The sequence below is a fragment of the Sphingobium sp. B2 genome (assembly GCF_007693735.1).
Lineage (GTDB): Bacteria > Pseudomonadota > Alphaproteobacteria > Sphingomonadales > Sphingomonadaceae > Sphingobium > Sphingobium xenophagum.
This window is the reverse complement of record NZ_VDBZ01000001.1, coordinates 1,979,905-2,005,187: the sequence shown is the minus strand read 5'-3', so window position 1 is coordinate 2,005,187 and position 25,283 is coordinate 1,979,905. Positions and strand designations below refer to the sequence as shown.

Genomic DNA, 25,283 nt, shown 5'->3' with positions numbered 1-25,283 from the left:
TTATTTGCCCGTCCAGACCGGCTGGCGCTTTTCGAGGAACGCCGCGACGCCTTCCTTCGCATCGGCCGAATGGTGCACCACGTTACAGGTCATGGTTTCCAGCGTGATGAGCGAGTTGGTGTCGGCGTCCATACCGCGGTTCACCGCCATCTTGGTCATCCACATGCAGAAGGGGCTCTTGTCGATCAGCGGAGCGCAGAAATCCTGGATCAACTGCTCAAGCTGATCGCTGGGCGCGGACGCATTGCACAGACCCCATTCGACGCATTCCTTGCCCGAAAGCAGCTTGCCCGTCAGCATCAGTTCCTTCGACTTGCGCATGCCGATATAGCGTGGCAGGCGATAGATCGGGCCCGCGCCGCCGAACAGTGCGCGGCGGATGTGGAAGTCGCCGATCTTGGCGTCGTCGGCGGCGATGCCGAAGTCGCACGAGATGAACAGCTCGAAGCCCCCGGCGACCGCATAGCCTTCGACGCAGGCGATGGTCGGCTTCTTCATGTTGTAGATCTTGTCGTAGGTGCGCGCCGAGTCGATCGCGAGCTGAAGCGACGTGCTCGTCTCATGCAGCACCGGACCGACCAGCTGACCGAGGTCGGCACCCGCGCAGAAGGTGTTGCCACGACCTCGGAATACGACGGCCAGGACCGAATTATCCTCTGCCGCCTTGTCCACCGCCGTTTCAAGGTCGCGCAGAAGCTGCGGGCTCACGCAATTCTTCACATGGGGGCGATTGAGCCAGATCGTGCAGATGCCGTTATCGGCCACTTCATATTGGATGACGTCCTTTTCCGGTTCCATGTAACTTCTCCTTGGCAAAGATGTAAAAAGACTGATTGTTTCAGCGCGCTATGCCGCCCTCTTCCGGCGGGGCGAGCATCCCCCCCACCGCCATCCACGCAGCAATTCCCGCAGATGGGACGGCACAAAGCACCGCCTCGGCAATTTCCTCTTCGCTGGCGCCCGCATTGCGCGCGCCGCGCACATGGGTTGCCGCCATCGGACTGTATCCGGCTGCAAGAATGGTGAGCAAAAGCAGTTCGCCATATTTGGCGGACAATGGGTTGGCGTCGATGCTGCCCCGCCGCATCAGGTAATAGGCGTCCGCCGCTTCGGGCACGAGCCGCATCAGGGCGCCCAATGGCGCTGGAATAGCGCCTGCCCAATAGGCGCGGAAATTCGCCTCTGCCTCTCCATGGCCAGCCTTTGGCAATGGTTGCGGCTGCGGAGCCTGCACATCGTCAAAGCTGTCACTGATGATCTGTGCGAAATCGAGTGCCGCCGCTTCGCCGCGAAGGCTGGAGAGCACGATCAGCCCGGCGGTCGCGTCCTTCGGCGTCAGGCCGAGTGCGACGCCCCGTTCCATTTCCTGCCGGGCAAGGGTGAGGTGGCGGCGATCAACCGCAGCCACGGTCGCGAACAGCGCTTTCAGTTTCGCGGGAACCGCGCCATCCGACTCGATGACCGACCGGAAACTGGCATAGCCAGCCAGCGTGTAGGGCGCATAGCCCCGCAGCAGGGCGACATCCATCAATGGGCTATTCGTCATCGCATGCTCTCCTGCCATCCAAATGATCGACCGACTGGTCGGGCGTCAACCGAAAATTTCTCTCCTGACCAGTTTGACAGCCGACCAGTCGGTCGACTATTTATGTCTCGACCGATCGGTCGGGTGACTCCTAAAGAAAGGGGCGAGCCGGCTCGAATCCGGCGGTATATCTGGAGTGGATGCGTGGATTTCGAACAATCGCCTAAATCCAGGGAGTGGATGGAGCGCGTAGGAGCGTTCATGGAGGAGCACATCGTTCCTGCCGTTCCCCTCTATCACCAGCAGTCCGCCGCGATTGATCGCTGGACCGAGATTCCGCCGATTTTCGACGAACTCAAGGACAAGGCACGACAAGCGGGGCTGTGGAATATCTTCATGCCGCCATCTGAGCATGACGATGAATTTTTCACCAGCGTTGGCCTCACCAATGTCGAATATGCCCCGATCGCCGAATTGATGGGGCGGATTTCCTTCGCCAGCGAAGTGTTCAACTGCATGGCGCCCGATACCGGCAATTTCGAGGTGCTGCACCGCTATGGCACGGCAGATCAGAAGCAGCGCTTCATGGTGCCGTTGCGCGATGGGGAAACCCGCTCCGCCTTCCTGATGACGGAGCCGGCCGTCGCCTCCTCCGACGCGCGCAATATCCAGACCGATATTCGCCGGGATGGCAGTGATTACGTCATCAATGGCCGGAAATGGTGGTCGTCGGGTGCTGGACATCCGCGTTGCGACTTCTTCATCGTCATGGGCAAGACAGATGCTGACGCTGCGCCTTATCGGCAGCAGTCGATGATCCTGGTGCCTCGTCACACGCCCGGTGTGACGTTGGTGCGCCATTTGCCCGTTTTTGGCTATGATCACGCGCCCCACGGGCATTTCGAAGTGGCGCTGGACAATGTTCGCGTCCCGGCGGAAAATATGCTGCTGGGCGAGGGGTGCGGGTTTGAAATCGCGCAGGGCCGTCTTGGTCCGGGTCGTATCCACCACACGATGCGCAACATCGCGACGATGGAAGTGGCGCTGGAAAAAATGTGCCGCCGCCTCCTGTCGCGCAGGGCTTTTGGCAAGGTGATCGCCGAACACTCGGTCTGGGAGGAGCGGATCGCCAGAGCGCGCTGCGAGATCGAGATGGCGCGCCTTCTCTGCCTCAAGGCGGCCCACAAGATGGATGTTGTCGGCAGCAAGGCCGCGCGCGCGGAGATCGCCATGATCAAGATCGCCGCGCCCAAAATGGCGCAGCAGATCGTCGACGACGCAATTCAGGCGCATGGAGGCGGCGGTGTCAGTGATGATTTCGGTCTGGCGGAATTGTGGGCCAATACCCGCATCGTGCGCCTGACCGATGGGCCGGACGAGGTGCACGAGCGGCAGCTTGCCCGAATGGAACTGGCCAAATATGCCGAAGGGAAGGGGGCGTGAGCGGCGCGCAGCCTGCCGCGACAATCGGCTCGACCGTCGATGTCGCCGTCAACAGCGCCTTCGACGAGGCCCGCCTGGCCGCCTATCTTTCTGGCCGGATTGCCGGATTTTCGGGGCCGATGCGGGTTCAGCAGTTCGAAGGCGGGCAATCCAATCCGACCTTCCTCCTGTCGACACCGGATCACAGCTATGTCCTGCGCCGCAAACCGGCCGGCATCCTGCTGAAGTCCGCCCATGCCGTGGATCGCGAATATCGGATAACCAAAGTCCTGCACGAAGCCGGGCTGCCGGTGGCGGAGCCGCTGCTGCTGTGTGAGGATGAGGATGTCATCGGCAGCATCTTCTATGTGATGCGCTATGTGCCGGGGCGCAGCTTCTGGGATCCGCGCATGCCCGGCCTCGACCGTGCCCAGCGCGCCGCCATTTATGATTCGGCCAATGAAACGCTCGCCCGCCTGCACCTTGTCGATTTCGCGGCGCTTGGGCTTGCCGACTATGGCAGGTCGGGCAATTATTTTGCGCGGCAGATTTCCCGCTGGTCGCGGCAATATGAGGCATCGCGCACCCGCGACATTCCAGAGATGGACCGGCTGCTCACATGGTTGCCCGATGCCATCCCGGACACCGACGAACGCACGACGATCATCCATGGAGATTATTCCTTCCATAATCTGCTGGTGCATCCGACCGAGCCCAGGGTGTTGGCGGTCATCGACTGGGAATTGTCCACGCTCGGCGATCCGCTCGGCGACCTCACCTATCATATGATGGAATGGTTCAGGCCGGAGGGGGTGGACGTGCGCGGGACGTTGCAGGGGGCTGATCTCGCCGCGCTCGGCATCCCGAGCGCAGATGAATATGCCCGTCGCTATTGCGAGCGAACGGGTATTCGGGGCGATCCGACCCACCCCTTCTACCGCGCGTTCAACCTGTTCCGGGTTGCGGCGATCCTGCAAGGGATTGCGGGGCGCGCCCGTGACGGCGTGCAGACCGCAAACAATGCCAGCGACATCGTCACGCGGATCGAGCCGCTCGCCAAGGCGGCCTGGCTGGCAGCGCATGAGGCTGGCGCAGGCTGACCGTGTGACGAGGCAACAAGAAATATCTGGGCGCAAGACAAAATAGCTCAAATCTGAGGGAGAGATGATGATGAAAAGGTTTCAAATAGGCCGAGTAGCGCTCCTTTCCGGATGCGCGTTTGCCGGGATCGTCGCGCCGGCGCATGCGCAATCTGCCGCGGCCGCAGCCAGCGCCACGCCAGCGGCGGATGCCGCTGCGCCATCCGCGCAAGACATCATCGTCACCGGAACGCGCGTGGTGCGCGACGGCTATAACCAGCCGACGCCCGTCACTGTCGCGCCTACCACGGAACTGGAAAAGGCGACGCCCACCAATCTTGCAGATGCCATCAACAAGCTGCCGCAGTTCGCCAATTCGGTCAGCCCGCAATCCAACAGTCAGTTGCAGGGCAATAGCGGCGAGCATGGCAACCTGCTCAATTTGCGCGGCGTTGGCCCGACCCGTGCGCTGATCCTGCTCGACGGCATTCGCGTGCCGCCCACGACCTTCCGGGGCGCGGTGGACGTCAACACTATTCCCCAGCTGCTGATCCAGCGCGTCGATGTGGTGACCGGCGGCGTGTCGGCGGTTTACGGTTCCGATGCCGTCAGCGGCGTGGTCAATTTCGTCCTCGACAAGAAATTCGAGGGGATAAAAGGCGTGGCGCAACGCGGCGTTTCGACGCGCGGAGACCTTGGCAATTATCGCATCGGCATCGCTGGGGGCATGAGTTTTGCAGGCGACCGGGGTCATGTGCTTGCCTCCATCGAGCGTTTTGACAGCGACGGCATCAAACGTAGCGCGCGCGTCTATGGCGATGACGCTTATGCAGCCGTGGGGTCGGTTCCCGGAGCAACCGTAGCACCGGGTCGGGCGGGCAACCCGTTCACCTTCCTGCCCAACCTGCGCTTCACGACGAATGATTATAATAATGGCATCATCACGTCGAGCACGGCCCCCTCGCTCACCAATTCGATCTTCCTGCCTGGCGGGGCCGTGCGGCCGATCCAGCGCGGCACGCCCACCGGCACGCCTGGCACCAATGTCGGCGGCGATGGCCTCTATATCCCCGGCTTCAACCAGTTGATCGCCCCCCTGACGACGACGCAGGGTTTTGGCCGCATCGCCTATGACATGACGGATACGCTCACCGCCCACGTCCAGGGCAGCTATTCGCGCAGCGTCACCAGCTATGACACGCAGGCGCAATCGGTGCTTGGTTTCCGTTTCTTCAGTGGCAACGCCTTCCTCAATCCCGCGGTGCAAGCCCAGATGGGGCCCAATGATTCGTTCGCCATGTTCCGCTTCATCGCTGAACAGGGGCCGATCCCGACGCGCGAGTCGACCGACGCCTATCTGATCAATAGCGGGCTTGAGTGGAACCTTGGCGGATGGAACGTCACCGCCGATTACACCCACGGCAAATCCGTCACCAAATTTGCACAGACGCAGGTTGAGGTTCCCAAGCTTGCAGCCGCGCTTGACGCAGTGCGTGCGCCAAACGGCTCGATCGTATGCCGCGTGACGCTGACCAACCCCGGCCTGTATCCAAATTGTACGCCGCTCAATGTGTTCGGGGCGGGGACGCCCTCTGCCGCCGATCTGCAAACGGTCCTTGGCGTTTCGCGCTATCGGGCCATGAACATCACGGACGATTTCGTGGTTTCGGCGCGCGGAGATATTTTCGAGCTTCCGGCAGGGCCGGTCACGGTCGCCATCGGTGCACAATATCGCCGGCAGAAGCTTGATCTCACGTCCAATTCCGATCCCGCCGTGCCTGTCGATTTCACTGGCCTGCGCGGCGTGCCGGCCAATCGCCAGACCCGTTTCAACAACACCAATGTCGGATCGGCCTTTGGCAAGCTCAACGTGAAGGAGTTCTTCGCTGAAACGTTGATACCGATATTCAAGGACCAGCCGCTCGCCGAGGAACTGAGCTTCAACGGGGCGTTCCGTTATACCGACTATAGCACCAGCGGCAGCGTCAAGACTTGGAAACTCGGTGCGGTTTACAAACCTATCCAGGACATCACGCTCCGTGTCACGCGCTCACGCGATATTCGCGCGCCTTCGCTGTTCGAGCTGTTTGCGGGCGTTCAGACCCAGCCGGTGAACTTCAACGATCCGCACACCGGGACGCCGGGTTCGATCCGCCAGTTCAGCGGCGGCAATCCCAACCTTGATCCGGAAACCGGCGATACATTCGCCGCGGGCGTGGTCCTCAGCCCCAGTTTCCTGCCTGGCTTTGACATTTCGGTCGATTATTATGACCTCAAGATCAAGGGCGCCATTGCCACGCAGGGGCTGAACGACGTGGTCAATGAATGCGAAACGTCCAACGGCACCTCGCCCACTTGCGCCCTGATCGAACGGCCGCTGCCTTTCAGCGACCGGACAGCCGCCAACTATCCGATTTCCGTGAGCCTGATTACACAGAATATCAGTTTCCTGCGCACCAGCGGTCTCGACATCACCATGTCGTATCGCACCAAGCTGGGCGAGGGTGATCTGACGCTGCGCGCCTTTGCCAACTATCTGGATCGCTACAAGACGCAGACCAACTCGATCGCACCAGTGATCGATTATGGGGGCCATGGCGTCAACAGCCAGACCGGTTATGCCTATCCCAAGTTCCGGGGGACGCTCAGCGCCAACTACACCAATGGTGGCCTGACGCTTTTCGTGCAGGAGCAGATGATCGGCAAGGTGACCATCGGCAACCTGAAGAATGATCCGACCTCCTTCTACGCGGTGCCGGCGATCAAGCCTGTCTTTTATACCGACGCGACGGCTTCCTATAAATTCGACGTCCGCGGGGAGCCGGAGCTGTTCGTGACGGCGACGAACCTGCTTGATCGCAAGCCCCCGCTGGTAGCCGCCGCCGCCGCGCCGGGACTTCTCTACCCGACATTGTTCACGCTCTACAATGTCGCCGGACGCACGCTGACGGCGGGGGTTCGTTTCAAGTTCTGATGGCCCACTGGACAGGGATGTTCGATAATTCGGGGAGGCGCGCCAGGTGCGGGCCTCCCTTCAATCACAAAGCCTTTCAAGAGGTAGTCGCATGAACAGCCCTCCCATCGGCCTCACCGCGCCGCCGCCGACGTCCGATGCGAGGCTGCGCCGCACGATGCTGGTCATGCTGGGCCTCGTGTCCATGTTCAACTATATCGACCGCACGGTGCTGTCGGTGCTTCAGGAACCGATCAAGCGTGAACTTGGGCTGAGCGACGGCCAGCTTGGACTGCTCACCGGCCTTGCCTTCGCGCTGTTCTATGCCACGCTATCCCTTCCGATCGCGCGCCTGGCGGATCGATTCAATCGCCGCAACATCATCGCCGCCTCGCTCGCAACATGGAGCGGGATGACAGCGCTTTCGGGCCTGGCCACCGGCTTTGGGTCTCTGGTCGCCTTCCGCATCGGGGTCGCGCTGGGGGAGGCGGGCTCAGTGCCCGCGTCCCATTCCATCATCGCTGATTATTATCCGCCCGAAAAGCGGGTCACGGCGCTAGCCCTTTGGGGGCTGGCGCTTCCGGCGGGGATTATGTTCGGCTATGCGTCGGGCGGCTGGATCGCCTCGGCATTGGGATGGAGGCTCGCCTTCGGTGTGATTGGCGTTGCGGGTGTGGCTCTGGCCCCGCTTGTGTTGCTACTGGTCAAGGAACCTGTGCGTACCGGATCGGCGGCGTCTGCGAAGGCGGACGGCGCGCCTCCCGTGGGCGAAGCGATGCTTTTTCTGTGGCGGCTGCGGACCTATCGCTACATGCTGATTGGCACCACGCTCCACGCCTTTGCCCAATATGCGATGATGAGCTGGTCCGCGCCCTTCTACATGCGTGTCCATCACATGCCGCTTGCCGATGTTGCGTCTTGGCTGGCCCTGATGAACGGACTGGGCGGCGGCGTCGGCATCTATCTGGGTGGTCGCCTGTCGGACGCTGCAGGATCGCGCAATCCCTCTGGCCGCATCTGGGTCAGCGCTGTCGCGATGCTGCTGATGGTGCCAGCAGCGCTGGCCCAGTTTCTCATTCCGTCGCTTACAGCTTCCTTGGCGTTCGGTTTCGTCGCGACGATGCTCATGTTCTTCTATTATGGCCCGATCATCGGCGTGCCGCAGTCCATCGTCCCGCCCCGTATCCGGGCATTGACCTCTGCCGTGACATTGCTCGTGTTCAACCTGTTCGGGTTGGGCCTGGGGCCAGCGGTGACGGGATTCCTCAGCGATTATCTGGCAGCGACGGGCGGGATGCAGGTCACGTCGCTGCGTTATGCGCTGGCGACAGTCATCCTGTTCTCGCTTGCGGGCGCCGGTTGTATTGGTTGGGCCTGCCGCTTCTACACGGCGGATCTTCGGAAGCCTTGAGCATATCCATACCATCCCTACGCGCCTTCGCGGTGCGGCTTGCGCTCGCGATGAATATCATCATCACGCCGGTCTGCGCAGGGCAGCCGACCAGCCCGGCCAGTTCGCAGCAGCTATTCGCGGGAGAGAGCACGGACCCCTATATGCTGGCCGTTCGGGCCACGATATGGGGCTATCCCCTGGTGCGCGCGGCGCAGTTGCGGGAGAAGGCAACCCAGCCCAGCCACCCCCTAGCGCCGCGTCCCAAGACTGTCGCCACGGCCCCGATCAACCGGATCGGGCAGGCGCGCGACCTTGCCGGACCTGATACGCGAATTGGCGTCGCACCCAATAACGACACGCTGTACAGCCTCGCCTTTCTGGACACGAAAGATAGGCCGTTCCAACTCGACACGCCGAACTTCAAGCATCGTTACTACGTCTTTCAGTTCGGCGAGGCTGATAGTTCGACCCTGACATCCTTTGGCCAGAGCAGTCATGGCAGCAAGCTGCCCCCCATTTTCATCGTCGGACCGGATTATCGGGGTCATGTTCCAAAGGGCGCACAGATTGTTCGCAGCACGCAGCGCTATCTGATGGTGGCGGGCCGCGTCCTCGTTGATGGACCGCAGGATCTGCAAAAAGTCCACCGGTTGCAGGACCAGATAAGGCTGCGGCAATGGTTGGGTCCGAACCGGCTCGTTCAGGCACCCATTGCATCCCAACGCATTCTGGCCAGTGAGGCGGATGATGTGCCCAAGGGACTGGCGCTTCTCGCCGACCTCGGCACGGTGCTTGAAGACTGGCGCGTTTCAAAAGAGGATGCTGGCCTGATCGCATCGCTACGCCCGATCGGCCTCACGATAGACAATGGCTTTCGCTACGCGCAGCTGTCGCCGTCCGTGCGTGCCGCCATGGAGCGTGGCGTCGCCGACGGGCTGGCGATCATTCGGGAGAAGACACGCCATCTGGGCACGATGTCTGGCGGATGGTCGACCAGCTATGCGGGCTCCCGCTTTGGCGATGACTTCCTGTTGCGGGCGGCCGTGGCGATGGACCAAATCTATGTGCTGGACAAGGACGAGGCGCTGTATCCGGTCGCCCATCTCGATGCGCAGGGACGACAGCTTGACGGTCGGAACACATATATCCTTTGCTTTCGCAAGCAGGATCTGCCGCCAGTGGACGGTTTCTGGTCCATCACGCTCTACTATGAAAAGGGATTTCTGGCGGCCAACGCCATCAACCGCTATTCGATAGGCGACCGGACGCCGGGCATTGTCTACGGAAGGGATGGTTCGCTTGGCCTCCTTATCCAGAATGAAGATCCCGGAGCGGACAAGCGGAGCAACTGGCTTCCGGCACCGCGCGAACCATTCATGCTGATGATGCGCCTTTATCGACCCCAACATAGGGCGGTGGACGCGCAATGGCATCCGCCAGCCATCCAGCCGATCGACATGGCCAGCACGCCCGGTTCAGAAGGCTGCGGAACGCCCTGACATCAGGCCACGGTCCGGCCATTGTCGATGACGATCTCCGCGCCGTTCAACCGGATCGATTCATCGGATACCAGGAAGAGGACCAGATCCGCGACATGCTGCGGCTTGCCCTCATGACGACGGGCGGCTTCACGCAATTCGGGTGCAGCAAAATGATAAGCCTGACGGACCATCTCCGTATCGTGAGAGCCAGGCAGAACCATGTTGGCGCGAACGGGATAGCCTTGCTGCTGGCAATGGACGATCAGGCTGCGCGTCATGGAGAGGACGGCTCCCTTGGCCGCGCTGTAGGCGAATACTGCCGGATTGCCGCGAATGGCCGCAACCGACGCGATATTGACGATCGACCCCGCCCCGCTTGCCGCGAGCGCTGGCAGGCATGTCTTGCACCCCAGGAACGTCCCTTCCGCCGAAACCGCGGTCACGCGGCGGAACGACTCAAGCGAGGATTGCTCGACGGTTTCGAAGCGGGCGATTCCGGCATTGTTGACCAGGGCGTCAAGACGGCCATGGACCTGCATGATCTTCGCCAACGAAGCCTGCCATTGCGTTTCGCAGGTCACGTCCAGATGCAGGGCCATGGCCGCTGGAAGCGCCTCGGCGACCCGCCGCGCCGCCTGCTCGTCGACGTCGGCGACGATGACGCGCGCGCCCTCGCGCGCCAAGGCTTCGGCATCGGCCTGACCCAGGCCATGCCCAGCTCCAGTTACGAGGACGACCTTGCCTTCAACCCTGCCTTTTGCTGCCATGACCAGTCTTTCAGGCTGCCAGCGCTTCACGCGCGGCAGATCCGCCGCCATGCAGGCGCGATAGCAGAAGCACACGGCGCAGGCCGCGCCCGACCGCAAGTTCATCGGTCACGCCCATGCCGCCGTGCAATTGCACGGCCTCTTCCGCAAGCTTCAAGGCGGCATCCCCTACATAGGCCTTCGCCGCCGTGACGGTGCGGACCCGCTCCTCCTCCTCGACCAACGCCGCTTTCAAAAGCATTGAGCGGGATTGCTCCAGCCAGGTGTACATCCGGGCGCAGCGATGCTGGACGACCTGGAAGCTGGCGATCGGCTTGCCAAACTGTCGCCGCTGCCCGACATAATCGACCGTCAGGTCCAGCAAAGTCGCCATCGCACCCACCAGTTCGGCAACTATCGAGAGCCCGGCAAGAGCCTGTGCTTCATCCCATTGCGTCGCGGACAGTGTGAGCGCCACGGCCTCCGCCGCATCGAAATGGACTTGGGCCGCCATGCTGCCGTCGACCAGGCGAACCGGCCTCCTGCGGACTGCGCTATCCATGGCGTCGACCAGAAATAGCCCGCCCGCCGCTGTTTCCACCACAAAAGCGTCAGCATCCATCCCGTCACGGACGATGGCCGCCGATCCGCTGAGCTTTCCGTCCGCACATTCTCCGCCCCGTGCGAACGCCAGCAGGGCATCTCCCTGCAAGAGTCGTTCGCCCCAGCGTTCAGCAGCCGGACTGCCGACGATCGCTCGGCCACACAGCAGGATCGATTCAGCGAGCGGGGAGATGGCGAGGGCGCGTCCCATCTCCTCCGACACGATCATCACTTCCGCTGCGCCGCTCCCCAGGCCGCCTGCCTGTTCCGGCATCAGCAAGGCGAACAGGCCAAGCTCGCCGAGCGCGCGCCACTCATCAAGCGGCATCGGCCCCTTCGCCATGGTCGTGGCGTCATATCGGTCCGCCAGAAAGCGGCGGACCATGTCGCGCACCATGGCCTGCTCATCGCTGAGCGCGAGGTTCATGGTTCAGAGCACCTCGATGATCGAGGCGTTGGCGATACCGCCGCCTTCGCACATGGTCTGGAGACCGTAACGTTGGCCGCGCGCCTTGAGCGCATGGATGAGCGTCGCCATCAGCTTCGTGCCGGTGGCGCCGAGCGGATGACCCAGCGCGATTGCGCCGCCGTTGACGTTCAGTTTGGACGGGTCCGCATCAAGTGCCTTCATCCAGGCCAGCGGGATGGATGCGAAGGCTTCGTTCACTTCAAACAGGTCGATGTCCTTCATCGTCATGCCCGCGCGATCGAGAACGCGGCGGGTTGCAGGGATCGGTTCCTCCAGCATGATCACCGGGTCGCCAGCCGTCACCGCCAGATTGACGATGCGGGCGATGGGCTTCAGGCCATGCGCCCGAACCGCCGCTTCGGATGCGACGAGCACGCCGCTAGCGCCGTCGCAAATCTGGCTCGCAGCGGCGGCAGACAGCGTGCCTCCCTCGCTGATCAGCTTGACCGAGCCAATTGACTCCAGTGATGCATCGGCCCGCACCCCTTCGTCGCGATCATGCACTGCCTGCTCGCCGTCCGCAGTTACGATCGGCACCGGCACGATCTCCCGGTCGAATGCGCCCGCCTTCATCGCCGCCGTCGCCTTCTGATGGCTGGCGAGCGCGAAACGGTCATGATCGTCGCGGGTGAAGCCATATTTGTCGGCGATCATCTGCGCACCGTCAAACTGGCTGAACATCGCAACCCCATAGCGCCGCTGGATGGCTTGGGAGAAGGGATTGGCGCCGATACCGCCAGACTTGGCCAATGTGATGGCTGATCCCATCGGCACGCGCGTCATGCTTTCGACGCCGCCTGCAATGACGATGTCCTGAAGGCCGGACATGACCGCCTGCGCCGCGAAATGCACCGCCTGCTGGGATGATCCGCACTGCCGGTCGATCGTCACGGCCGGCACGCTGTCGGGCAGGCTAGAAGCGAGCACGACATTGCGACCGAAGGCGAATGTCTGCTCGCCCACCTGGCTGACGCAGCCGATGATGACATCGTCGATCGCCGCAGGATCGACACCCGCGTCCGCCACCAGCGCATCCAGTATCAGTGCGCCCAGATCGGCTGGATGACAACCGGCAAGGCGGCCATTGCGGCGGCCACCGGCGGTCCGGCGTGCGGAAACGATATAGGCTTCAGGCATGATGCATCCTTCTTTGTCTAAAGGCCGAGCGCGGCCTTCGCGATGAGTGTGAGCTGAATTTCGCTGGTGCCGCCAAAGATCGACCAGGCGCGGGCGTTGAGGTAGCGCGCCGCCGCGATCTGAGCCTGGGCCGACTCGACAGGGATCGGCACGTCCTCGCCATAAAATGGGCGTTGGACGGGTAGTTGAAGGCCGGCCAGGCCAAAGGCGTCGACCGCCAACGCCTCGATACCTTGCCGGATTTCGGACGCCAACAGCTTGGTGATCAGGCTGCGCGGGTCAGGCGCTGCGCCCTGCTCGATCTCCATCGCCGTCCGCAACTCGGTCATCTCGAGCGCTTCTGCCTCCAGTTGAAGGCGAATGGCGCGATGGGCCAGTTCGCCGGTCAGCGGCCCTCCCGATGCGCGCAATCGGGCGAGATCGGCCAGAAGCAGCGGGGCGAAGCTGGAGCCGCCCCGTTCGTTTTCCAGCAAAAATTTGGCGATTGACCAGCCTTGCCCTTCCTCGCCAACGCGCTCCGAAACCGGCACCCGGACTTCGTCGAGGAACACCTCGTTCAGTTCATGATCGCCCGATGCGCTGAGGATCGGCTTTACCGTCACGCCCGGCAGGGCCATGTCGATCAGCAGGAAGCTGATGCCTTGCTGCGGCTTTACCTCGGTATCGGTGCGGACCAGAGCGAACAGCCGGTTTGCATATTGGGCCTGCGTCGTCCAGATTTTGTGGCCCGACACGACATAATGGTCGCCGTCGCGCACAGCGCGGGTCCGCAGGCTGGCAAGGTCGGAGCCCGATCCCGGTTCCGAAAAACCCTGCGCCCATATATGTTCACCTGTGCGCAGGCGCGGAAGATATTGGTCTTTCTGCGCTTGTGTGCCGAATGTGTAGAGCACTGGCCCCACCAGCTTCAGGCCCATTCCGGGCAGGACCGGCGCGCCTGCGTCCGCGCATTCCTTCTCGAATATCCAGCGCTGGATCGGCGTCCATCCCGGCCCGCCCGCCTCCGTCGGCCAGTGATAGACGAGCCATCCCTTGGCTTCCAGGATCGCCTGCCATTCACGCGCTATATCGGGTTCGGCGAACACGCCCGATGTCAGCGCCGCCCCGCGTCGCAGCTCCGGCGAGAGGGAAGATGCCAGAAATGCGCGAACATCGTCCCGGAATGCACACTGCTGATCGGTAAGAGCCAGATCCATCGCTTTAGCGTTCCACGATCGCAACGGCGGAAACACCGGGCGCACCATAGACATGGCTGTAGCCAAGGCGAATCTTGCCGGGCACCTGCCGCGCGCCGGCCTGTCCGGTCAGTTGCACATAATTTTCATAGACCTGGCGCAGGCCCGATGCGCCGATCGGCTCTCCGCAGGCGAGGCACCCGCCGTCGGTATTGACTGGCAAGCGGCCATCGATCCGCGTGCGTCCCTCTGCGATCCATGCAGCCTGATCGCCATCCGCGCAGAAGCCGTTTTCGGCCATGTGCATGATTTCGGCGCCCGCTTCGGTGTCCTGCAACTGCGCAATATCGATATCCTCCGGCCCGACCCCCGCCATGGCAAAGGCCGCCTGGGACGCTACGCTGGTCGGCGATCCGCCCCGCTCCAGATCAAGCGCTGGCGAGAATACCTCGAATGACCCAGGAGGCCGGGTGCGAACGGCTGCGGCGCGTAGCCGTACGGCCGGAAGGCCAAGTTCGCGGGCTTTTCTGCCGCTGGCCAGCAATAGCGCCACAGCGCCTTCTCCCGGTGAGCAGAACATGAATTTGGTGAGCGGATCGCTGACCATTTGCGAATTCAGGATCGTGTCGATGTCGACAGCTTCGCGCCGCCAGGCATGGTCGGCCAGAACGCCGTTGGCAAAGGCCTTTTCGGCGACCGCGCCCAGCATAGGCGGCGTTATGCCATACAGGCTCATATAGCGCTGGATCTTCATGGCGAAGAACTGGGTGGTGAGCATAAGCCCCGTCTCACCATACCAGTCGGGCAATCCCCAATCCGCCGGCAGAGGGGAAAAGGAGCCGCGCGGATGCTTGTCGAAACCCACGGCCAACCCAAGGTCGAACTCGCCGGACTTTATCGTGCTGTAGGCACCGAACATGGCCGAACCGCCAGTCGCGCATCCGTTGGCAACATTGATGAAAGGGATGCCCGTCAGCCCCAGTTCCGACACCATCGTATCCGCATTCCCCGCAGCATCCGATCCACCGAAGGCGAACTGGACATCGGGCCATGAGAGCCCCGCACGGTCGAGCGCCTGCCGGACGGCGAACACGCCCTGCTGAAGGCCGGACAGGCCGGGCGTACGGCCAAAGGGATGGATTCCTACGCCCACGATGAAGACATCCTCGCTCATGCCTGTGCGCCCTTATCGGGAGCGAAGCCAAAGCTGGTGCGTGGCGTACCGTCCGCCAGCATGAACGGCAGCGGGACGACCCGCATTGCCATGCCGATTTCCAGAGCGTCAAATGCCACGTCGACCAGGCGGGCCTCGACGATCAAGGCATCGTCCAGTTCGATATAGCCCACAGCGTAAGGCTCAAACGCTTCCGGGCCAGCATAAGGCGGCGATTTGGGGCGAAACCGCTGCACCGTCCACGACCAAAGCCGGCCGGTTCCTGGCAGCACCACTTGGGCGTAGCGCGTGTCATTCGCTGGCCGCGCCGGGAAGCTGAGCCGACCGGTCTCACGATCGCGGGATGCAAGCAGGGCAATGCCCTCGCCATAGGGGCAGATCAGGTCATCGGCGATCGGAATGGACATGGTTTCGGGCACGGCTTATCTCCTTCCGAAGATATAGCGCCCGACCGTTCGGTCGGCTTCTGACCAATGCGACAGCTGCTAGTTGATCATCCCCAAAAAGCCGAGCTGCGCTGCCTTGAACATCGTCTGGTCGCGGTTAACGGCGTCCAGCTTTACTGACGCCGAACGGATGTGGAACCGCACCGTCGTGCGTTGCAGGCCCAGGATGATTCCGATTTCCTCGTTCGTCTTTCCGGCAGCCGCCCAGCGCAGACATTCCACTTCGCGCTTGGTCAACGATATGCTCCCCAGACCCGGTCTCGCGCGCGCCGTCACCTTGACATAGCTTTGCACGAACGCGCGGGCCAGCACCGCCAGTGCATCGGCGGCGCGGACATAGGCATCGGACAGGTCATTGGTTTCCGGATCGGGCGACAGGAAACTCGCAGCGCCGATCTGTCCGAATGGCAGGTGGATCGGAACCACGATCGCCGCCGCCGTCATTGCCCGGATGCGGAAATCGTGCAGATCGATGATGTCGAGCAGCGGGTTGGGCAGGCGGGTTCGAAAGCCGTGCGCGTTACACCAGAAGGGTTCGGCTTCCACCCGACATGCGTGAACGATCGGGGAGGAAAGGGCGAGTTGGGGGACGTCCCACCAGCGCGATTCGGCGCCACGAAAGCCGAATATCTCGCTTGCAAGAATAGCCCCATTGCCGTCGCGCATCGGTTCGCGTGAGGCCACATTGTGCGTGACCGCCGTGCTTAGCCCGCAAATCTCCGTAACGGCGTCGCGCAGCCGCTCTGCCGCCGGTGCTATGCCGCCAGGTTCCGAAAAGCGGACCGCGTCGATCAAAGCGCGGGACGGCATCGTGCAGGAATGGTTGGTTGCGGACATGGTCAGTGGTTCTTGAGGCTCAGCCCCTCGAAGAAAGGCTGGCAAATGGCGTCAGCGACATCTTCGGGCGGCCTGCGCTTCGCCAGTGGAGGATACCATTTATAGGCCCAGTTGCACATGCCCAGGAAGCCAAGCGTGGTAAGGCCGGGATCGCATTGCCGGAAATGGCCATTTGCGATCCCCTGTTCGATAATCCCGCGCATCCGCTGAAGATAGGCGTTGCGTTGCGTCCGGATATGGTCGCGCATCTTGCCTTCGAGATCTTCATAATGATCCATGAAGGCCCGGACATAACCCGGATGCTCGGCTATCTGCCGCAATATGTCGATACAGGCGGCGCGCAGGCGATCGAGCGGATCGTCCGATTCTCCCTCGCCATCCAGTCCGGCCAGCAGCGCGCTCATGTGCGCATCGTGCATCGCAAAGAGAATGGCATTCTTGCTTGGGAAATAGTGATAAAGGGTCGGCTTGCCGAGGCCCACCTCGTCGGCGAGCATCTGCATTGACGCCTTGTGATATCCGACCCGGTCGAACAGCGCTGCGCAATGCCTCAATATCTCATTGCGCTTTTCGTCATGCGCTTCAGTCGTCTGCCGTTTCTTTGCTGCTTGTCGCGCCATTGTCGGCTTTGTTCCCTATGTCTGCGCCGGTCAGCCTGGGCCGACGCCTTTCGTTCTGGCCACTGGATAGCCCGAACGGTCGCCGGATCACAATCGATGATGACCCAACTGACCGAGCGGATGCATCCCACCTCTCCAAAAGGTAAGTCGACCGTCTGGTCGGTTCGTTCTAGGGATGACGGCTGGATCACAGGATTGCAAGCATAAGGACGCGAACAATGCAACTTGAAGGCAAGACAGCGCTGGTCACCGGCGCCAGTTCGGGTTTGGGCCGGCATTTCGCTCGCCTGCTGGCGCGGGAGGGGGCAACCGTCTTGGCTGCGGCGCGCCGCATCGACGCGCTTCGCGCGCTCTCCGATGAAATCGAGCAGGAGGGCGGAGCTTGCATCCCTGTCGCCATGGACGTGACTGATCCGGAGGCGGTCATGGCAGCCTTTGCGCAGATTGAACGGGACGTCCCAGGGGGGCTTTCGATCGTCGTCAACAATGCGGGCGTCGCGCATACCCGTGCGGCGCTCGATCTTGACGCGACCGAATGGGCGCAGGTGCTTCAGCCCAATCTGACCGGCGCTTTCCTTGTGGCCCAACAGGCCGCGAGAGCAATGCGGAGCAGGGGTGGCACGATCGTCAATGTGGCCTCTATCCTTGGGGAGCGCGTGTCCAAGGGACTGGCGGCCTATGCCGCCAGCAAGGCCGGCCTTATCCAGTTGACGAAGGCGCTCGCACTGGAATGGGCCACGCTCGACATCCGGGTCAATGCGCTAGCGCCCGGCTATATCGAGACTGACCTCAACCGGGATTTCTTCGCGTCCGAAGCGGGCCAGCGACTCATCTCGCGCATCCCGCAAAAGCGGCTGGGTCAGATGCAGGATCTGGATGGGCCGCTGCTGCTGCTATGTTCCGATCAGTCGCGCTACATGACAGGTTCCGTCATCGCCGTGGATGGCGGGCATCTCGTAAGCGGTCTTTGAACGGGCGTCTTTCAGGCGTCCATGGCTGTCGCGCCGATCACCCAGGCGGAGAGGCCGGCTGTCGGTACAGCGCAGATCACGGCTTCCGCTACCGCCTCCTCGCTGGCGCCTGCGGTGCGCGCACCTTTCATATGAACGGACGCCCACGAACTATAGTCGGCGACAAGCACGGTGACGAGCAGCAACTCGGCATAAATCGGCCCCAACGCGGTGCCTGATAACGTGCCCTCGCGCATCAGATAATATGCGTCGGCACCCAGCGGCTTGACCTCCAACAGCTTGGCCAAGGATGGCGGCATCGTGCCGAAATATTGAAGGAAGTTGGCCTCTGCTGCGCCCTCTTCCACGATCATGTCGTCGTCGGGCCAATCGGGGTCTGCGGCCCCGGAATATATCTCGCGAAAAAGAGCATGGAAGCGCAGCGACGCGCCCTCACCGCGCACGCTCGCCAGGATCGCGATCGCCGCACCGGCTTCCGCCTCGGTCAGCCCGGCCGCCTGCGCTGCCGCCAATTCCCGCGCTGCAAGCTCCCCATAGCCTTTCACCGTGGCTGCGCAGGCGACGAACAATCGTTTCACCTTTGCTGGAACGGCGCCATCGGTATCAATGATGGAGCGCCAGCGACGGAAGCCCGCGACCGTTTTCGGAGCGTCGCGACGCAGGCGGCCAAGACTGGCGAGGGTGGGTAGATGATCAGACATCGTCTCTCCGATAAAATACAGACCGTCCGGTCGGTTGAACATGGCTATGCCGCTTCGTGCGTGGGGTCAACTGTCCCATAGGTGGTTGACGTCCGACCGGACGGTCGACTACATCGCGCCCTATAACGGGCCGATCCAATTCGGCCGACATGAGAGGAGTACGCTCCCGATGAAAGACTTCAAGGGCCGGACGGCAGTCATTACCGGCGCGGGCAGCGGCATCGGCGCGGCGCTCGCGCGTGTCGCCGCGCAAGAGGGCATGAACCTGGTCCTTGCCGACATCAATCTTGCCGACCTTGAAGCGGTAGCCGCGACCATCGACTGTTCGGCAATCATGCTCCAAAGGACCGATGTGGCCGACCCGGAAGCGGTTCAGGCTCTTGCCGACAGCGCTTGGTCCCGTTTTGGTGAGGTATCCTTGCTGTGCAACAATGCCGGCGTCGTGCCTGGGGGGCGTCACCGGCCGGTCTGGGAATATGCGCTGGAGGATTGGCGCTGGGCCTTTGGCGTGAACGTGGATGGCGTAGTCAACGGCATCCGCAGCTTCGTGCCCAGGATGCTGGCAGAGGGACGGTCGGGGCATATCCTGAATACCGCATCCGTCGCCGGCTTCGTGAGTGGCGAAGGCTCGGCTGTCTATGGCGCGTCAAAACATGCTGCCGTGCGCGTTACCGAAGCCCTTTATGCTGGCCTGCGCGCGCGCAATGCTCCGATCGGTGTCACTATGCTATGTCCTGGTCTGGTCGCGACGCGCATTTACGAGGCCGAGCGATCACGGCCCGCCCATTTGCAATCAGCCCTTGGGCAGCCTGTGGAAGCGCCCGAATTTCAGTCTATTTCCGACAAGCTGTTCCAGAACGCGCCGTCTCCGGAACAGGTCGCCGCGGAGGCATTTGACGGCATCCGCAAGGATCAGTTCTACGTCTTCACCTCCGCGCGGTACGACGCGGCTATCGCACAAAGGACGCAAGCCATTCTAAACCGGGAAAATCCCCGGTTCGACAGTTTGATCTCACTCAGCGAAGGCAAGGCTGATCTGGATAAGGAAAAATTATGAACAGGCTGGACTCGCGGATCGCGCTGATTACCGGCGGCGCCTCTGGCATCGGGTTCGCGACGGCCCGGCGTTTTGCGGAGGAGGGCGCCAAAGTCGTGTTGGCGGACCGCAACGGCGACGCCTTGTCGACTGCTTGCGCATCGCTGCGCGGTGACGGGCATGATATGGCGACGATGGACGTAACCGACGAGCAGGCATGGGCGGCGCTTGCCGATCGGATCGGCGCACGGTTCGGGAAACTCGACATTCTGGTGAACAACGCCGGTTTCGGCAAATTCGCGTCCATTGCCGACACGACTTTGGCGCAGTGGCGGTCGATCCTGGCCGTCAATCTGGACAGCGTGTTCCTGGGGACAAAATATATGCTGCCTTTGCTCGCTGCCTCCGGTCATGGCGCGATCGTAAACATGTCCTCGATTCGCGGTATCGTCGCCGGCGTCGGTACCGGTTCCTACAGCGCCGCGAAGGGGGGCGTTCGTATGTTCACCAAGGCGACCGCGATTGAATGCGCGGAGGCAGGCAATGGGGTACGCGCCAATTCCATTCATCCCGGCCACATCGCCACGCCCCTGACCGCGCCGGCCTATGCCGATGCGGAGATCGCCAAGACCCTGCTGGCGGACGTCCCGATTGGCCGGATCGGGCAGGCGGAGGAGATCGCGGACGGGATCCTTTTCCTGGCAAGCGATGAATCCCGTTACATGACGGGCGCCGAACTGGTGATCGATGGGGGGAGCACCGCACAATGACCGATCGAGCCATGGCCATCGCAACGAAGGTGGAAGCCTTCGTCCGCAATGAAGTAATCCCCTATGAAAAGGACAGCCGGCTGGGTTTCCATGGCCCGGAGGAAGCACTGGTCAGGGAGTTGCGCGCAAAGGCGCACTCGGCGGGCGTCCTCACGCCGCATATCCTGCAAGACGGGTCGCATCTGACGCAGCGGGAGACAGCCATCGTCCTCATAAAGACGGGGCTGTCGCCTCTCGGTCCGCTCGCGTGCAACACGGCCGCGCCTGACGAGGGCAACATGTATTTGCTGGGTAAGGTCGGGAGCGCGGAGCAGAAATCGCGCTTTCTTGAACCATTGGTGAGCGGCGAAGCGCGATCGGCCTTCTTCATGACGGAGCCTGCCGAAACCGGGGGGGCAGGGTCCGACCCGTCGATGATGCAGACGACCTGCCGTCTGGATGGCAATCACTGGGTGATCAACGGCCGCAAGAAATTCATCACCGGCGCGGATGGTGCGCGCGTGGGCATCGTCATGGCCCGATCCGACGATGGCGCATGCATGTTCCTGGTCGACTTGCCCGACCCTGCCATCCGAACAGTGCGCGTGATTGATACGATCGACAGTTCAATGCCCGGCGGGCATGCGGAGGTCGACATCGTCGACCTGCGCGTATCGGCAGACCAGATGCTGGGCGCGAGCGGTGAAGGCTTTGCCTATGCGCAAATCCGCCTCAGCCCCGCCAGGCTGTCTCATTGCATGCGCTGGCTTGGGCTTGCGATGCGCGCGCACGAAATCGCGACGGACTATGCCTGCCGTCGCCATGCCTTTGGCAAGCCGCTCGTCGATCATGAAGGCGTCGGCTTCATGCTGGCGGACAATCTCATTGATCTGAAGCAGGCGGAACTGATGATCGACTGGTGCGCGGGCGTGCTCGACACCGGATCGCTCGGCACGGCCGAAAGCTCGATGGCCAAGGTCGCCGTGTCGGATGCGCTGTTCCGTGTCGCTGACCGATGCGTTCAGGTGATGGGCGGAACAGGCGTATCTGGCGACACTATTGTGGAGCAGGCGTTCCGGGAAATCCGTGCCTTTCGTATCTATGATGGTCCAACCGAGGTCCACAAATGGAGCCTCGCCAAAAAGATAAAGCGGGACTGGAAGGGGGGGCAGGCATGATCGCCGGACGAAATGCGCGCGCCGCGAAATCGCTGCTGTTGCTGCTGCCACTCCTGGCATCGACGTCGCTACATGGTCAGGCTGGGAATTTTGCCGCACCCGAAGCCCCTGCTACGCACTCCGGCTATGGCGAGGATCTGCTGCCAAGGGACGAGAAGGACCGCGCCGCCCTGCTTCATACCATCGCGTTCGATGCGACCGTCTATGGCATGTCGGCTTATCTGCATTATGAGCAGCTTTATCGGCAGGTGTTCGATCGCGGTTCGGACAACTACACCGGCTTCAACCGCTTCGCCCATGATCGCAACCTTGCCGGGCCTGACTATGCCACGTTCAAGGTTCCCAACACCGATACGCTCTATTCGACCGCATGGATCGACCTCAGCAAGGGGCCGGTCGAAATCGATATTCCGGCGACGCAGCTCAAATATTTCACGCTCAACATCTTCGACATTTTCGGTAATCCCAGCAATTTGAGCAACCGGACGATTGGATTTGAAGGCGGTCGTTTTTTGCTGGTTCCGCGTGACTGGAGTGGAACCCCGCCCGAAGGCGTGCGCATATATCGGGCGGCCACGCCCCAGCTCTGGATACTCATGCGCGCCTTCGCCCAGTCCGACGGCGATGTGCAGAAGGCGCGCGCCTTTCAGGACGCGGTCAGGATTATTGTTCCGCAGGGCATTGGAATGGCGAACGAATCCGGCATTCCAACCCCGCCGCCGCCTGCGCCGGGGGCCATCGGCTATCTTCGCGTCCTCGACTATGTTCTTCGTGCCAATGGCTGGCAGCCGGGTGAGGACGCGCTGGTATCGCGCTTCCGGCCGATCGGCATATTGGGTGACAAGGGGTTTGATCCCGACGCGCTGAGCCCTTTGGCGCGGGCGGCGATTGAAAGCGGTTATGCAGAGGCGCTGGCCATGCTTACTCGTGCCAAGTCGCAATTGGGCGAACCCACCGGTACTGGTTGGATGAAGGTCAACAAGGGCGTCTATGGTTTCAACTATGTCCGCCGGTCCGTCATCAATATCGCGGGGCTGGGCGCGAATGTGCGCGAAGAAAATGCCTCTTACACGACCTTCGTCGATGGTAAGGGCGCAGTGCTGGATGGTGCGTCGTCCCGCTACACGCTCCGGCTGCAAACACCGCCACCCGTCAACAGCTTCTGGTCCGTCACGCTATACGACGCAAAGACATTTGCTCTCTATCCCAATCCTTTGGACCGCTATTTGGTAAGCGATCGGACCAAAGGGTTGAAGGTGCAGAAGGATGGATCGATCGACATCCGGATTCAGCACAAAGCCCCGGCCGGCGGGAACTGGCTTCCCGCTCCGGCCGGGCCGTTTTTCGTCGTCATTCGCGCCTATGGACCAAAACCGGAAATGCTCAACGGCCATTGGTTGCCGCCGGCCATTGCGCAGGAGCAGGGCGGGCGATGAGCGCTTTGGTCGATGCCAATAGCGGCACCGCCGCCGTTCGCCCTGGTTATGAACTGGACCTGGGCGCGCTGGACCTGTGGATGCGCGCCAATGTTGCCGATTATGCGGGACCGCTCGGCTTAGAGCAGTTCAAGGGTGGCCAGTCCAATCCGACCTACAAGCTGATCACGCCCGGCAAGACCTATGTTTTGCGCAAGCAGCCGCCCGGCCCCTTGCTCAAGGGCGCCCATGCGCTCGATCGGGAAGCACGCGTGCTGACCGGCCTCGCGCACGCCGGTTTCCCGGTCGCCGCTGTCCATGGCCTGTGCAGCGATCCAGCCATTATCGGCACCATATTCTATGTCATGGACATGGTGGAAGGGCGCATCTTCTGGGACGCAGCGGTTCCGGGCATATCAACCGCTGAACGATCCGCGCTGTTCGATGCGATGAACGCGACGATCGCAGATCTTCATAGTATCGACCATATCGCAGCCGGGCTGGCAGACTATGGCCGACCCGGCAACTATTTCGAACGGCAGATCGCGCGCTGGTCCCGCCAATATGCCGAAGATGCAGAGGCAGGCCGTGATCCCTATATGGACCGGCTTGTGGAATGGCTCCCCCTCCATATCCCGCCGGGTGAAGAAACGAGCATCGTCCATGGCGACTTTCGCATCGATAATCTGATCTTCCACCCAACGCAGCCGCGCGTGCTGGCGGTGCTCGACTGGGAGCTTTCGACGCTGGGGCATCCGGGCGCCGACTTCGCCTATCATGCGATGATGTACCGCATGCCGCCCCATATCGTCGCCGGGCTTGGCGGACGCGACCCGGCCTCGCTCGGCATCGCCGATGAAGAGGCCTATCTCGCCGCCTATTGTCGGCGCAGGGGACTAGCGGACATGCCGGGGTACGACTTTTACATTGCGTTCAATTTCTTTCGGCTCGCGGCGATTTTCCATGGCATCAAGGGCAGGGTGATCCGCGGCAATGCCTCCTCCGCGCAGGCCCGTGAGCGCGTTGCGGTGCTGCCGGAACTTATGCGCCTTGCGTGGCAGCAGGCGGAAAAAGCAGGTGCCCGATGAGCAGTCCGGCCATCACGCTCGACATCCAGGACAGCGTCGCATGGCTGACGCTGGCGCGGCCGGACAAGCGCAATTCGGTCGATCCCGCATTCGCATTGCGACTCCATGAACTGGCGGAGCGTTGCGCGGCAGACCCTGCGATACGATGTGTCGTCCTTACCGGAAGCGGCAAATTTTTTTGCGTCGGTGGCGACATTGACGCCTTCTCTGCAGCTGGCGACGATGCCGAAGCGGCGGTTGGCGCTCTCGCGCGGAGTTTCCACGCCGGCATCTATCGGCTTGCTACGATGGAAAAGCCTCTGGTCACGGCGATCAATGGGCCCGCTGCCGGCGCGGGGCTAAGTCTTGCCATCATGGGGGATATCGCACTTGCTGCCGATTCTGCCCATTTCACTTCGGCCTACAGCGCTGTTGGACTGACGCCGGACGGCGGCGCATCATGGTGGCTGCCACAGCTTATCGGCATGCGGCGGGCGCAGGAGATGCTGTTCACCAATCGACGGATCGGGGCGGAGGAAGCGGTATCCATCGGCCTTGTTACGCGCGTGGTCCCTGACGATGCACTGCATGTCGAAGCGTCCGCGGTTGCGACGGCGCTGGCAAAGGGGCCAGTCCGCGCCCTGGCCCGATGCCGCGCCCTGCTGATGGAATCGGCGAACGCTAGCTTGCGCGACCAACTGGATCGCGAGACCGCCTCGATCGCTAAGTCCGCCGGCGCAGTCGAAGGCCGGGAAGGCGTCGCCGCCTTCCTGGCGAAGCGATCACCCCATTTTGTATAGTCGCGTGTTGATCGCCAGGACGCGCCAGTATCCCAACATGCGTTTTACCTGTTCCGACAGGTCTGCCCGCTTTTCATGAGGCCCGCGCAATTCAACATTCCGCTCAACCCAGACTATGGGACCGGTTCACCTTGCGTCGCATCAGTCTGCGTGCGGGGAGCAATCGAGTTGTTGGTCATCTCCTCGACAATATTCACGAGATGCGCTGCTCTGTCCTGCGCGACGCTTCAGTCGTCACTGCCATAGGGCGAAAGCGTCCGCGTACCCACAACGGCCTGCCCAAGGGCAATCGACCAGCTTCAATCC

General features: G+C 62.1%; 23 protein-coding genes. 12 read left to right on the top strand and 11 right to left on the bottom strand.

Features of this window, described 5'->3' with window-relative positions; genetic code table 11:
- Positions 1 to 765 (bottom strand): enoyl-CoA hydratase/isomerase family protein, encoded by a 765-nt coding sequence (locus FE851_RS09620; RefSeq protein ID WP_241763581.1) that lies wholly within the window; start codon positions 763 to 765, stop codon positions 1 to 3.
- Positions 766 to 838: 73 nt separating this feature from the next.
- Positions 839 to 1,546: a carboxymuconolactone decarboxylase family protein gene (locus tag FE851_RS09615; protein WP_186378795.1), complete on the bottom strand. Its 708-nt coding sequence runs from the start codon at positions 1,544 to 1,546 to the stop codon at positions 839 to 841.
- A 183-nt stretch (positions 1,547 to 1,729) separates the two neighbouring features.
- Between FE851_RS09615 and FE851_RS09610 the strand changes: the two genes are divergently transcribed.
- The 5 genes from FE851_RS09610 (at position 1,730) to FE851_RS09590 (ending at position 9,871) form a co-directional block, all read left to right on the top strand.
- Positions 1,730 to 2,968 (top strand): acyl-CoA dehydrogenase family protein, encoded by a 1,239-nt coding sequence (locus tag FE851_RS09610; RefSeq protein WP_145201969.1) that lies wholly within the window; start codon positions 1,730 to 1,732, stop codon positions 2,966 to 2,968.
- Positions 2,965 to 4,047 (top strand): phosphotransferase family protein, encoded by a 1,083-nt coding sequence (locus FE851_RS09605; RefSeq protein WP_145201966.1) that lies wholly within the window; start codon positions 2,965 to 2,967, stop codon positions 4,045 to 4,047. Before FE851_RS09610 ends, FE851_RS09605 begins: the two co-directional genes overlap by 4 nt.
- 67 nt (positions 4,048 to 4,114) lie before the next feature.
- Positions 4,115 to 7,000 carry a TonB-dependent receptor plug domain-containing protein gene (locus FE851_RS09600; protein ID WP_145201963.1) on the top strand — a complete coding sequence of 962 codons (2,886 nt, stop codon included), beginning with the start codon at positions 4,115 to 4,117 and terminating at the stop codon, positions 6,998 to 7,000.
- A gap of 91 nt (positions 7,001 to 7,091) precedes the next feature.
- A complete protein-coding gene (locus FE851_RS09595) occupies positions 7,092 to 8,390 on the top strand; it encodes a spinster family MFS transporter (protein WP_145201960.1) in 1,299 nt (432 codons plus the stop codon).
- The gene (locus FE851_RS09590) at positions 8,387 to 9,871 is read left to right on the top strand and encodes a DUF1254 domain-containing protein (RefSeq protein ID WP_261370887.1); all 1,485 of its coding nucleotides are present in this window, start codon (positions 8,387 to 8,389) and stop codon (positions 9,869 to 9,871) included. The genes FE851_RS09595 and FE851_RS09590 overlap by 4 nt, the downstream gene beginning before the upstream one ends.
- A 2-nt stretch (positions 9,872 to 9,873) precedes the next feature.
- Here FE851_RS09590 and FE851_RS09585 read toward each other — a convergent pair whose 3' ends face one another.
- The 8 genes from FE851_RS09585 to FE851_RS09550 all read right to left on the bottom strand — a co-directional run bounded on the left by FE851_RS09585 (position 9,874) and on the right by FE851_RS09550 (position 17,060).
- Positions 9,874 to 10,620 (bottom strand): SDR family oxidoreductase, encoded by a 747-nt coding sequence (locus tag FE851_RS09585; RefSeq protein WP_145204299.1) that lies wholly within the window; start codon positions 10,618 to 10,620, stop codon positions 9,874 to 9,876.
- A gap of 10 nt (positions 10,621 to 10,630) precedes the next feature.
- Positions 10,631 to 11,629 carry an acyl-CoA dehydrogenase family protein gene (locus FE851_RS09580; protein ID WP_145201957.1) on the bottom strand — a complete coding sequence of 333 codons (999 nt, stop codon included), beginning with the start codon at positions 11,627 to 11,629 and terminating at the stop codon, positions 10,631 to 10,633.
- Positions 11,630 to 11,632: 3 nt separating this feature from the next.
- Positions 11,633 to 12,808 (bottom strand): acetyl-CoA C-acetyltransferase, encoded by a 1,176-nt coding sequence (locus FE851_RS09575; RefSeq protein ID WP_130752186.1) that lies wholly within the window; start codon positions 12,806 to 12,808, stop codon positions 11,633 to 11,635.
- A 17-nt stretch (positions 12,809 to 12,825) separates the two neighbouring features.
- Positions 12,826 to 14,004 carry an acyl-CoA dehydrogenase family protein gene (locus FE851_RS09570; RefSeq protein WP_145204296.1) on the bottom strand — a complete coding sequence of 393 codons (1,179 nt, stop codon included), beginning with the start codon at positions 14,002 to 14,004 and terminating at the stop codon, positions 12,826 to 12,828.
- Positions 14,005 to 14,008: 4 nt separating this feature from the next.
- Positions 14,009 to 15,157 (bottom strand): thiolase family protein, encoded by a 1,149-nt coding sequence (locus FE851_RS09565; protein ID WP_130752188.1) that lies wholly within the window; start codon positions 15,155 to 15,157, stop codon positions 14,009 to 14,011.
- Positions 15,154 to 15,576 (bottom strand): Zn-ribbon domain-containing OB-fold protein, encoded by a 423-nt coding sequence (locus FE851_RS09560; RefSeq protein ID WP_145201953.1) that lies wholly within the window; start codon positions 15,574 to 15,576, stop codon positions 15,154 to 15,156. Before FE851_RS09560 ends, FE851_RS09565 begins: the two co-directional genes overlap by 4 nt.
- A 66-nt stretch (positions 15,577 to 15,642) precedes the next feature.
- A complete protein-coding gene (locus FE851_RS09555; protein WP_130752189.1) occupies positions 15,643 to 16,440 on the bottom strand; it encodes a helix-turn-helix transcriptional regulator in 798 nt (265 codons plus the stop codon).
- A 2-nt stretch (positions 16,441 to 16,442) separates the two neighbouring features.
- Positions 16,443 to 17,060 carry a TetR/AcrR family transcriptional regulator gene (locus FE851_RS09550; RefSeq protein WP_017181703.1) on the bottom strand — a complete coding sequence of 206 codons (618 nt, stop codon included), beginning with the start codon at positions 17,058 to 17,060 and terminating at the stop codon, positions 16,443 to 16,445.
- Positions 17,061 to 17,278: 218 nt separating this feature from the next.
- Between FE851_RS09550 and FE851_RS09545 the strand changes: the two genes are divergently transcribed.
- Positions 17,279 to 18,031 (top strand): SDR family NAD(P)-dependent oxidoreductase, encoded by a 753-nt coding sequence (locus FE851_RS09545; protein WP_145201950.1) that lies wholly within the window; start codon positions 17,279 to 17,281, stop codon positions 18,029 to 18,031.
- Positions 18,032 to 18,042: 11 nt separating this feature from the next.
- Here the strand turns inward: FE851_RS09545 and FE851_RS09540 are convergent, their stop codons facing one another.
- Entirely contained in the window at positions 18,043 to 18,732 is a 690-nt protein-coding gene (locus tag FE851_RS09540) for a carboxymuconolactone decarboxylase family protein (protein ID WP_145201947.1), read from the bottom strand.
- A gap of 169 nt (positions 18,733 to 18,901) precedes the next feature.
- Between FE851_RS09540 and FE851_RS09535 the strand changes: the two genes are divergently transcribed.
- From FE851_RS09535 to FE851_RS09510, 6 genes are read left to right on the top strand one after another with little or no spacing between them, the layout of a single operon-like run.
- Positions 18,902 to 19,789, top strand: coding sequence for an SDR family NAD(P)-dependent oxidoreductase (locus FE851_RS09535; protein WP_145201944.1), 888 nt, complete (start codon positions 18,902 to 18,904; stop codon positions 19,787 to 19,789).
- Positions 19,786 to 20,538 carry an SDR family NAD(P)-dependent oxidoreductase gene (locus FE851_RS09530; RefSeq protein ID WP_145201941.1) on the top strand — a complete coding sequence of 251 codons (753 nt, stop codon included), beginning with the start codon at positions 19,786 to 19,788 and terminating at the stop codon, positions 20,536 to 20,538. Before FE851_RS09535 ends, FE851_RS09530 begins: the two co-directional genes overlap by 4 nt.
- Complete coding sequence (locus tag FE851_RS09525; RefSeq protein ID WP_145201935.1) at positions 20,535 to 21,695, top strand: acyl-CoA dehydrogenase family protein; 1,161 nt, start codon at positions 20,535 to 20,537, stop codon at positions 21,693 to 21,695. The genes FE851_RS09530 and FE851_RS09525 overlap by 4 nt, the downstream gene beginning before the upstream one ends.
- Positions 21,692 to 23,131, top strand: a complete 1,440-nt coding sequence (locus FE851_RS09520) for a DUF1254 domain-containing protein (RefSeq protein ID WP_145201932.1) — start codon at positions 21,692 to 21,694, stop codon at positions 23,129 to 23,131. The genes FE851_RS09525 and FE851_RS09520 overlap by 4 nt, the downstream gene beginning before the upstream one ends.
- Positions 23,128 to 24,198: a phosphotransferase family protein gene (locus FE851_RS09515; protein ID WP_145201929.1), complete on the top strand. Its 1,071-nt coding sequence runs from the start codon at positions 23,128 to 23,130 to the stop codon at positions 24,196 to 24,198. The genes FE851_RS09520 and FE851_RS09515 overlap by 4 nt, the downstream gene beginning before the upstream one ends.
- Positions 24,195 to 24,977 (top strand): enoyl-CoA hydratase/isomerase family protein, encoded by a 783-nt coding sequence (locus FE851_RS09510; RefSeq protein ID WP_145201927.1) that lies wholly within the window; start codon positions 24,195 to 24,197, stop codon positions 24,975 to 24,977. The genes FE851_RS09515 and FE851_RS09510 overlap by 4 nt, the downstream gene beginning before the upstream one ends.
- The last annotated feature ends 306 nt before the right edge of the window (positions 24,978 to 25,283 follow it).

Coding starts and splice junctions, on each gene's coding strand:
- FE851_RS09580 (WP_145201957.1), bottom strand. CDS start 11,629: ATGAACCTCGCGCTCAGCGATGAGCAGGCCATGGTGCGCGACATGGTC.
- FE851_RS09595 (WP_145201960.1), top strand. CDS start 7,092: ATGAACAGCCCTCCCATCGGCCTCACCGCGCCGCCGCCGACGTCCGAT.
- FE851_RS09585 (WP_145204299.1), bottom strand. CDS start 10,620: ATGGCAGCAAAAGGCAGGGTTGAAGGCAAGGTCGTCCTCGTAACTGGA.
- FE851_RS09520 (WP_145201932.1), top strand. CDS start 21,692: ATGATCGCCGGACGAAATGCGCGCGCCGCGAAATCGCTGCTGTTGCTG.
- FE851_RS09525 (WP_145201935.1), top strand. CDS start 20,535: ATGACCGATCGAGCCATGGCCATCGCAACGAAGGTGGAAGCCTTCGTC.
- FE851_RS09565 (WP_130752188.1), bottom strand. CDS start 15,157: ATGAGCGAGGATGTCTTCATCGTGGGCGTAGGAATCCATCCCTTTGGC.
- FE851_RS09515 (WP_145201929.1), top strand. CDS start 23,128: ATGAGCGCTTTGGTCGATGCCAATAGCGGCACCGCCGCCGTTCGCCCT.
- FE851_RS09540 (WP_145201947.1), bottom strand. CDS start 18,732: ATGTCTGATCATCTACCCACCCTCGCCAGTCTTGGCCGCCTGCGTCGC.
- FE851_RS09510 (WP_145201927.1), top strand. CDS start 24,195: ATGAGCAGTCCGGCCATCACGCTCGACATCCAGGACAGCGTCGCATGG.
- FE851_RS09545 (WP_145201950.1), top strand. CDS start 17,279: ATGCAACTTGAAGGCAAGACAGCGCTGGTCACCGGCGCCAGTTCGGGT.
- FE851_RS09535 (WP_145201944.1), top strand. CDS start 18,902: ATGAAAGACTTCAAGGGCCGGACGGCAGTCATTACCGGCGCGGGCAGC.
- FE851_RS09530 (WP_145201941.1), top strand. CDS start 19,786: ATGAACAGGCTGGACTCGCGGATCGCGCTGATTACCGGCGGCGCCTCT.
- FE851_RS09570 (WP_145204296.1), bottom strand. CDS start 14,004: ATGGATCTGGCTCTTACCGATCAGCAGTGTGCATTCCGGGACGATGTT.
- FE851_RS09600 (WP_145201963.1), top strand. CDS start 4,115: ATGATGAAAAGGTTTCAAATAGGCCGAGTAGCGCTCCTTTCCGGATGC.
- FE851_RS09550 (WP_017181703.1), bottom strand. CDS start 17,060: ATGGCGCGACAAGCAGCAAAGAAACGGCAGACGACTGAAGCGCATGAC.
- FE851_RS09615 (WP_186378795.1), bottom strand. CDS start 1,546: ATGACGAATAGCCCATTGATGGATGTCGCCCTGCTGCGGGGCTATGCG.
- FE851_RS09575 (WP_130752186.1), bottom strand. CDS start 12,808: ATGCCTGAAGCCTATATCGTTTCCGCACGCCGGACCGCCGGTGGCCGC.
- FE851_RS09555 (WP_130752189.1), bottom strand. CDS start 16,440: ATGTCCGCAACCAACCATTCCTGCACGATGCCGTCCCGCGCTTTGATC.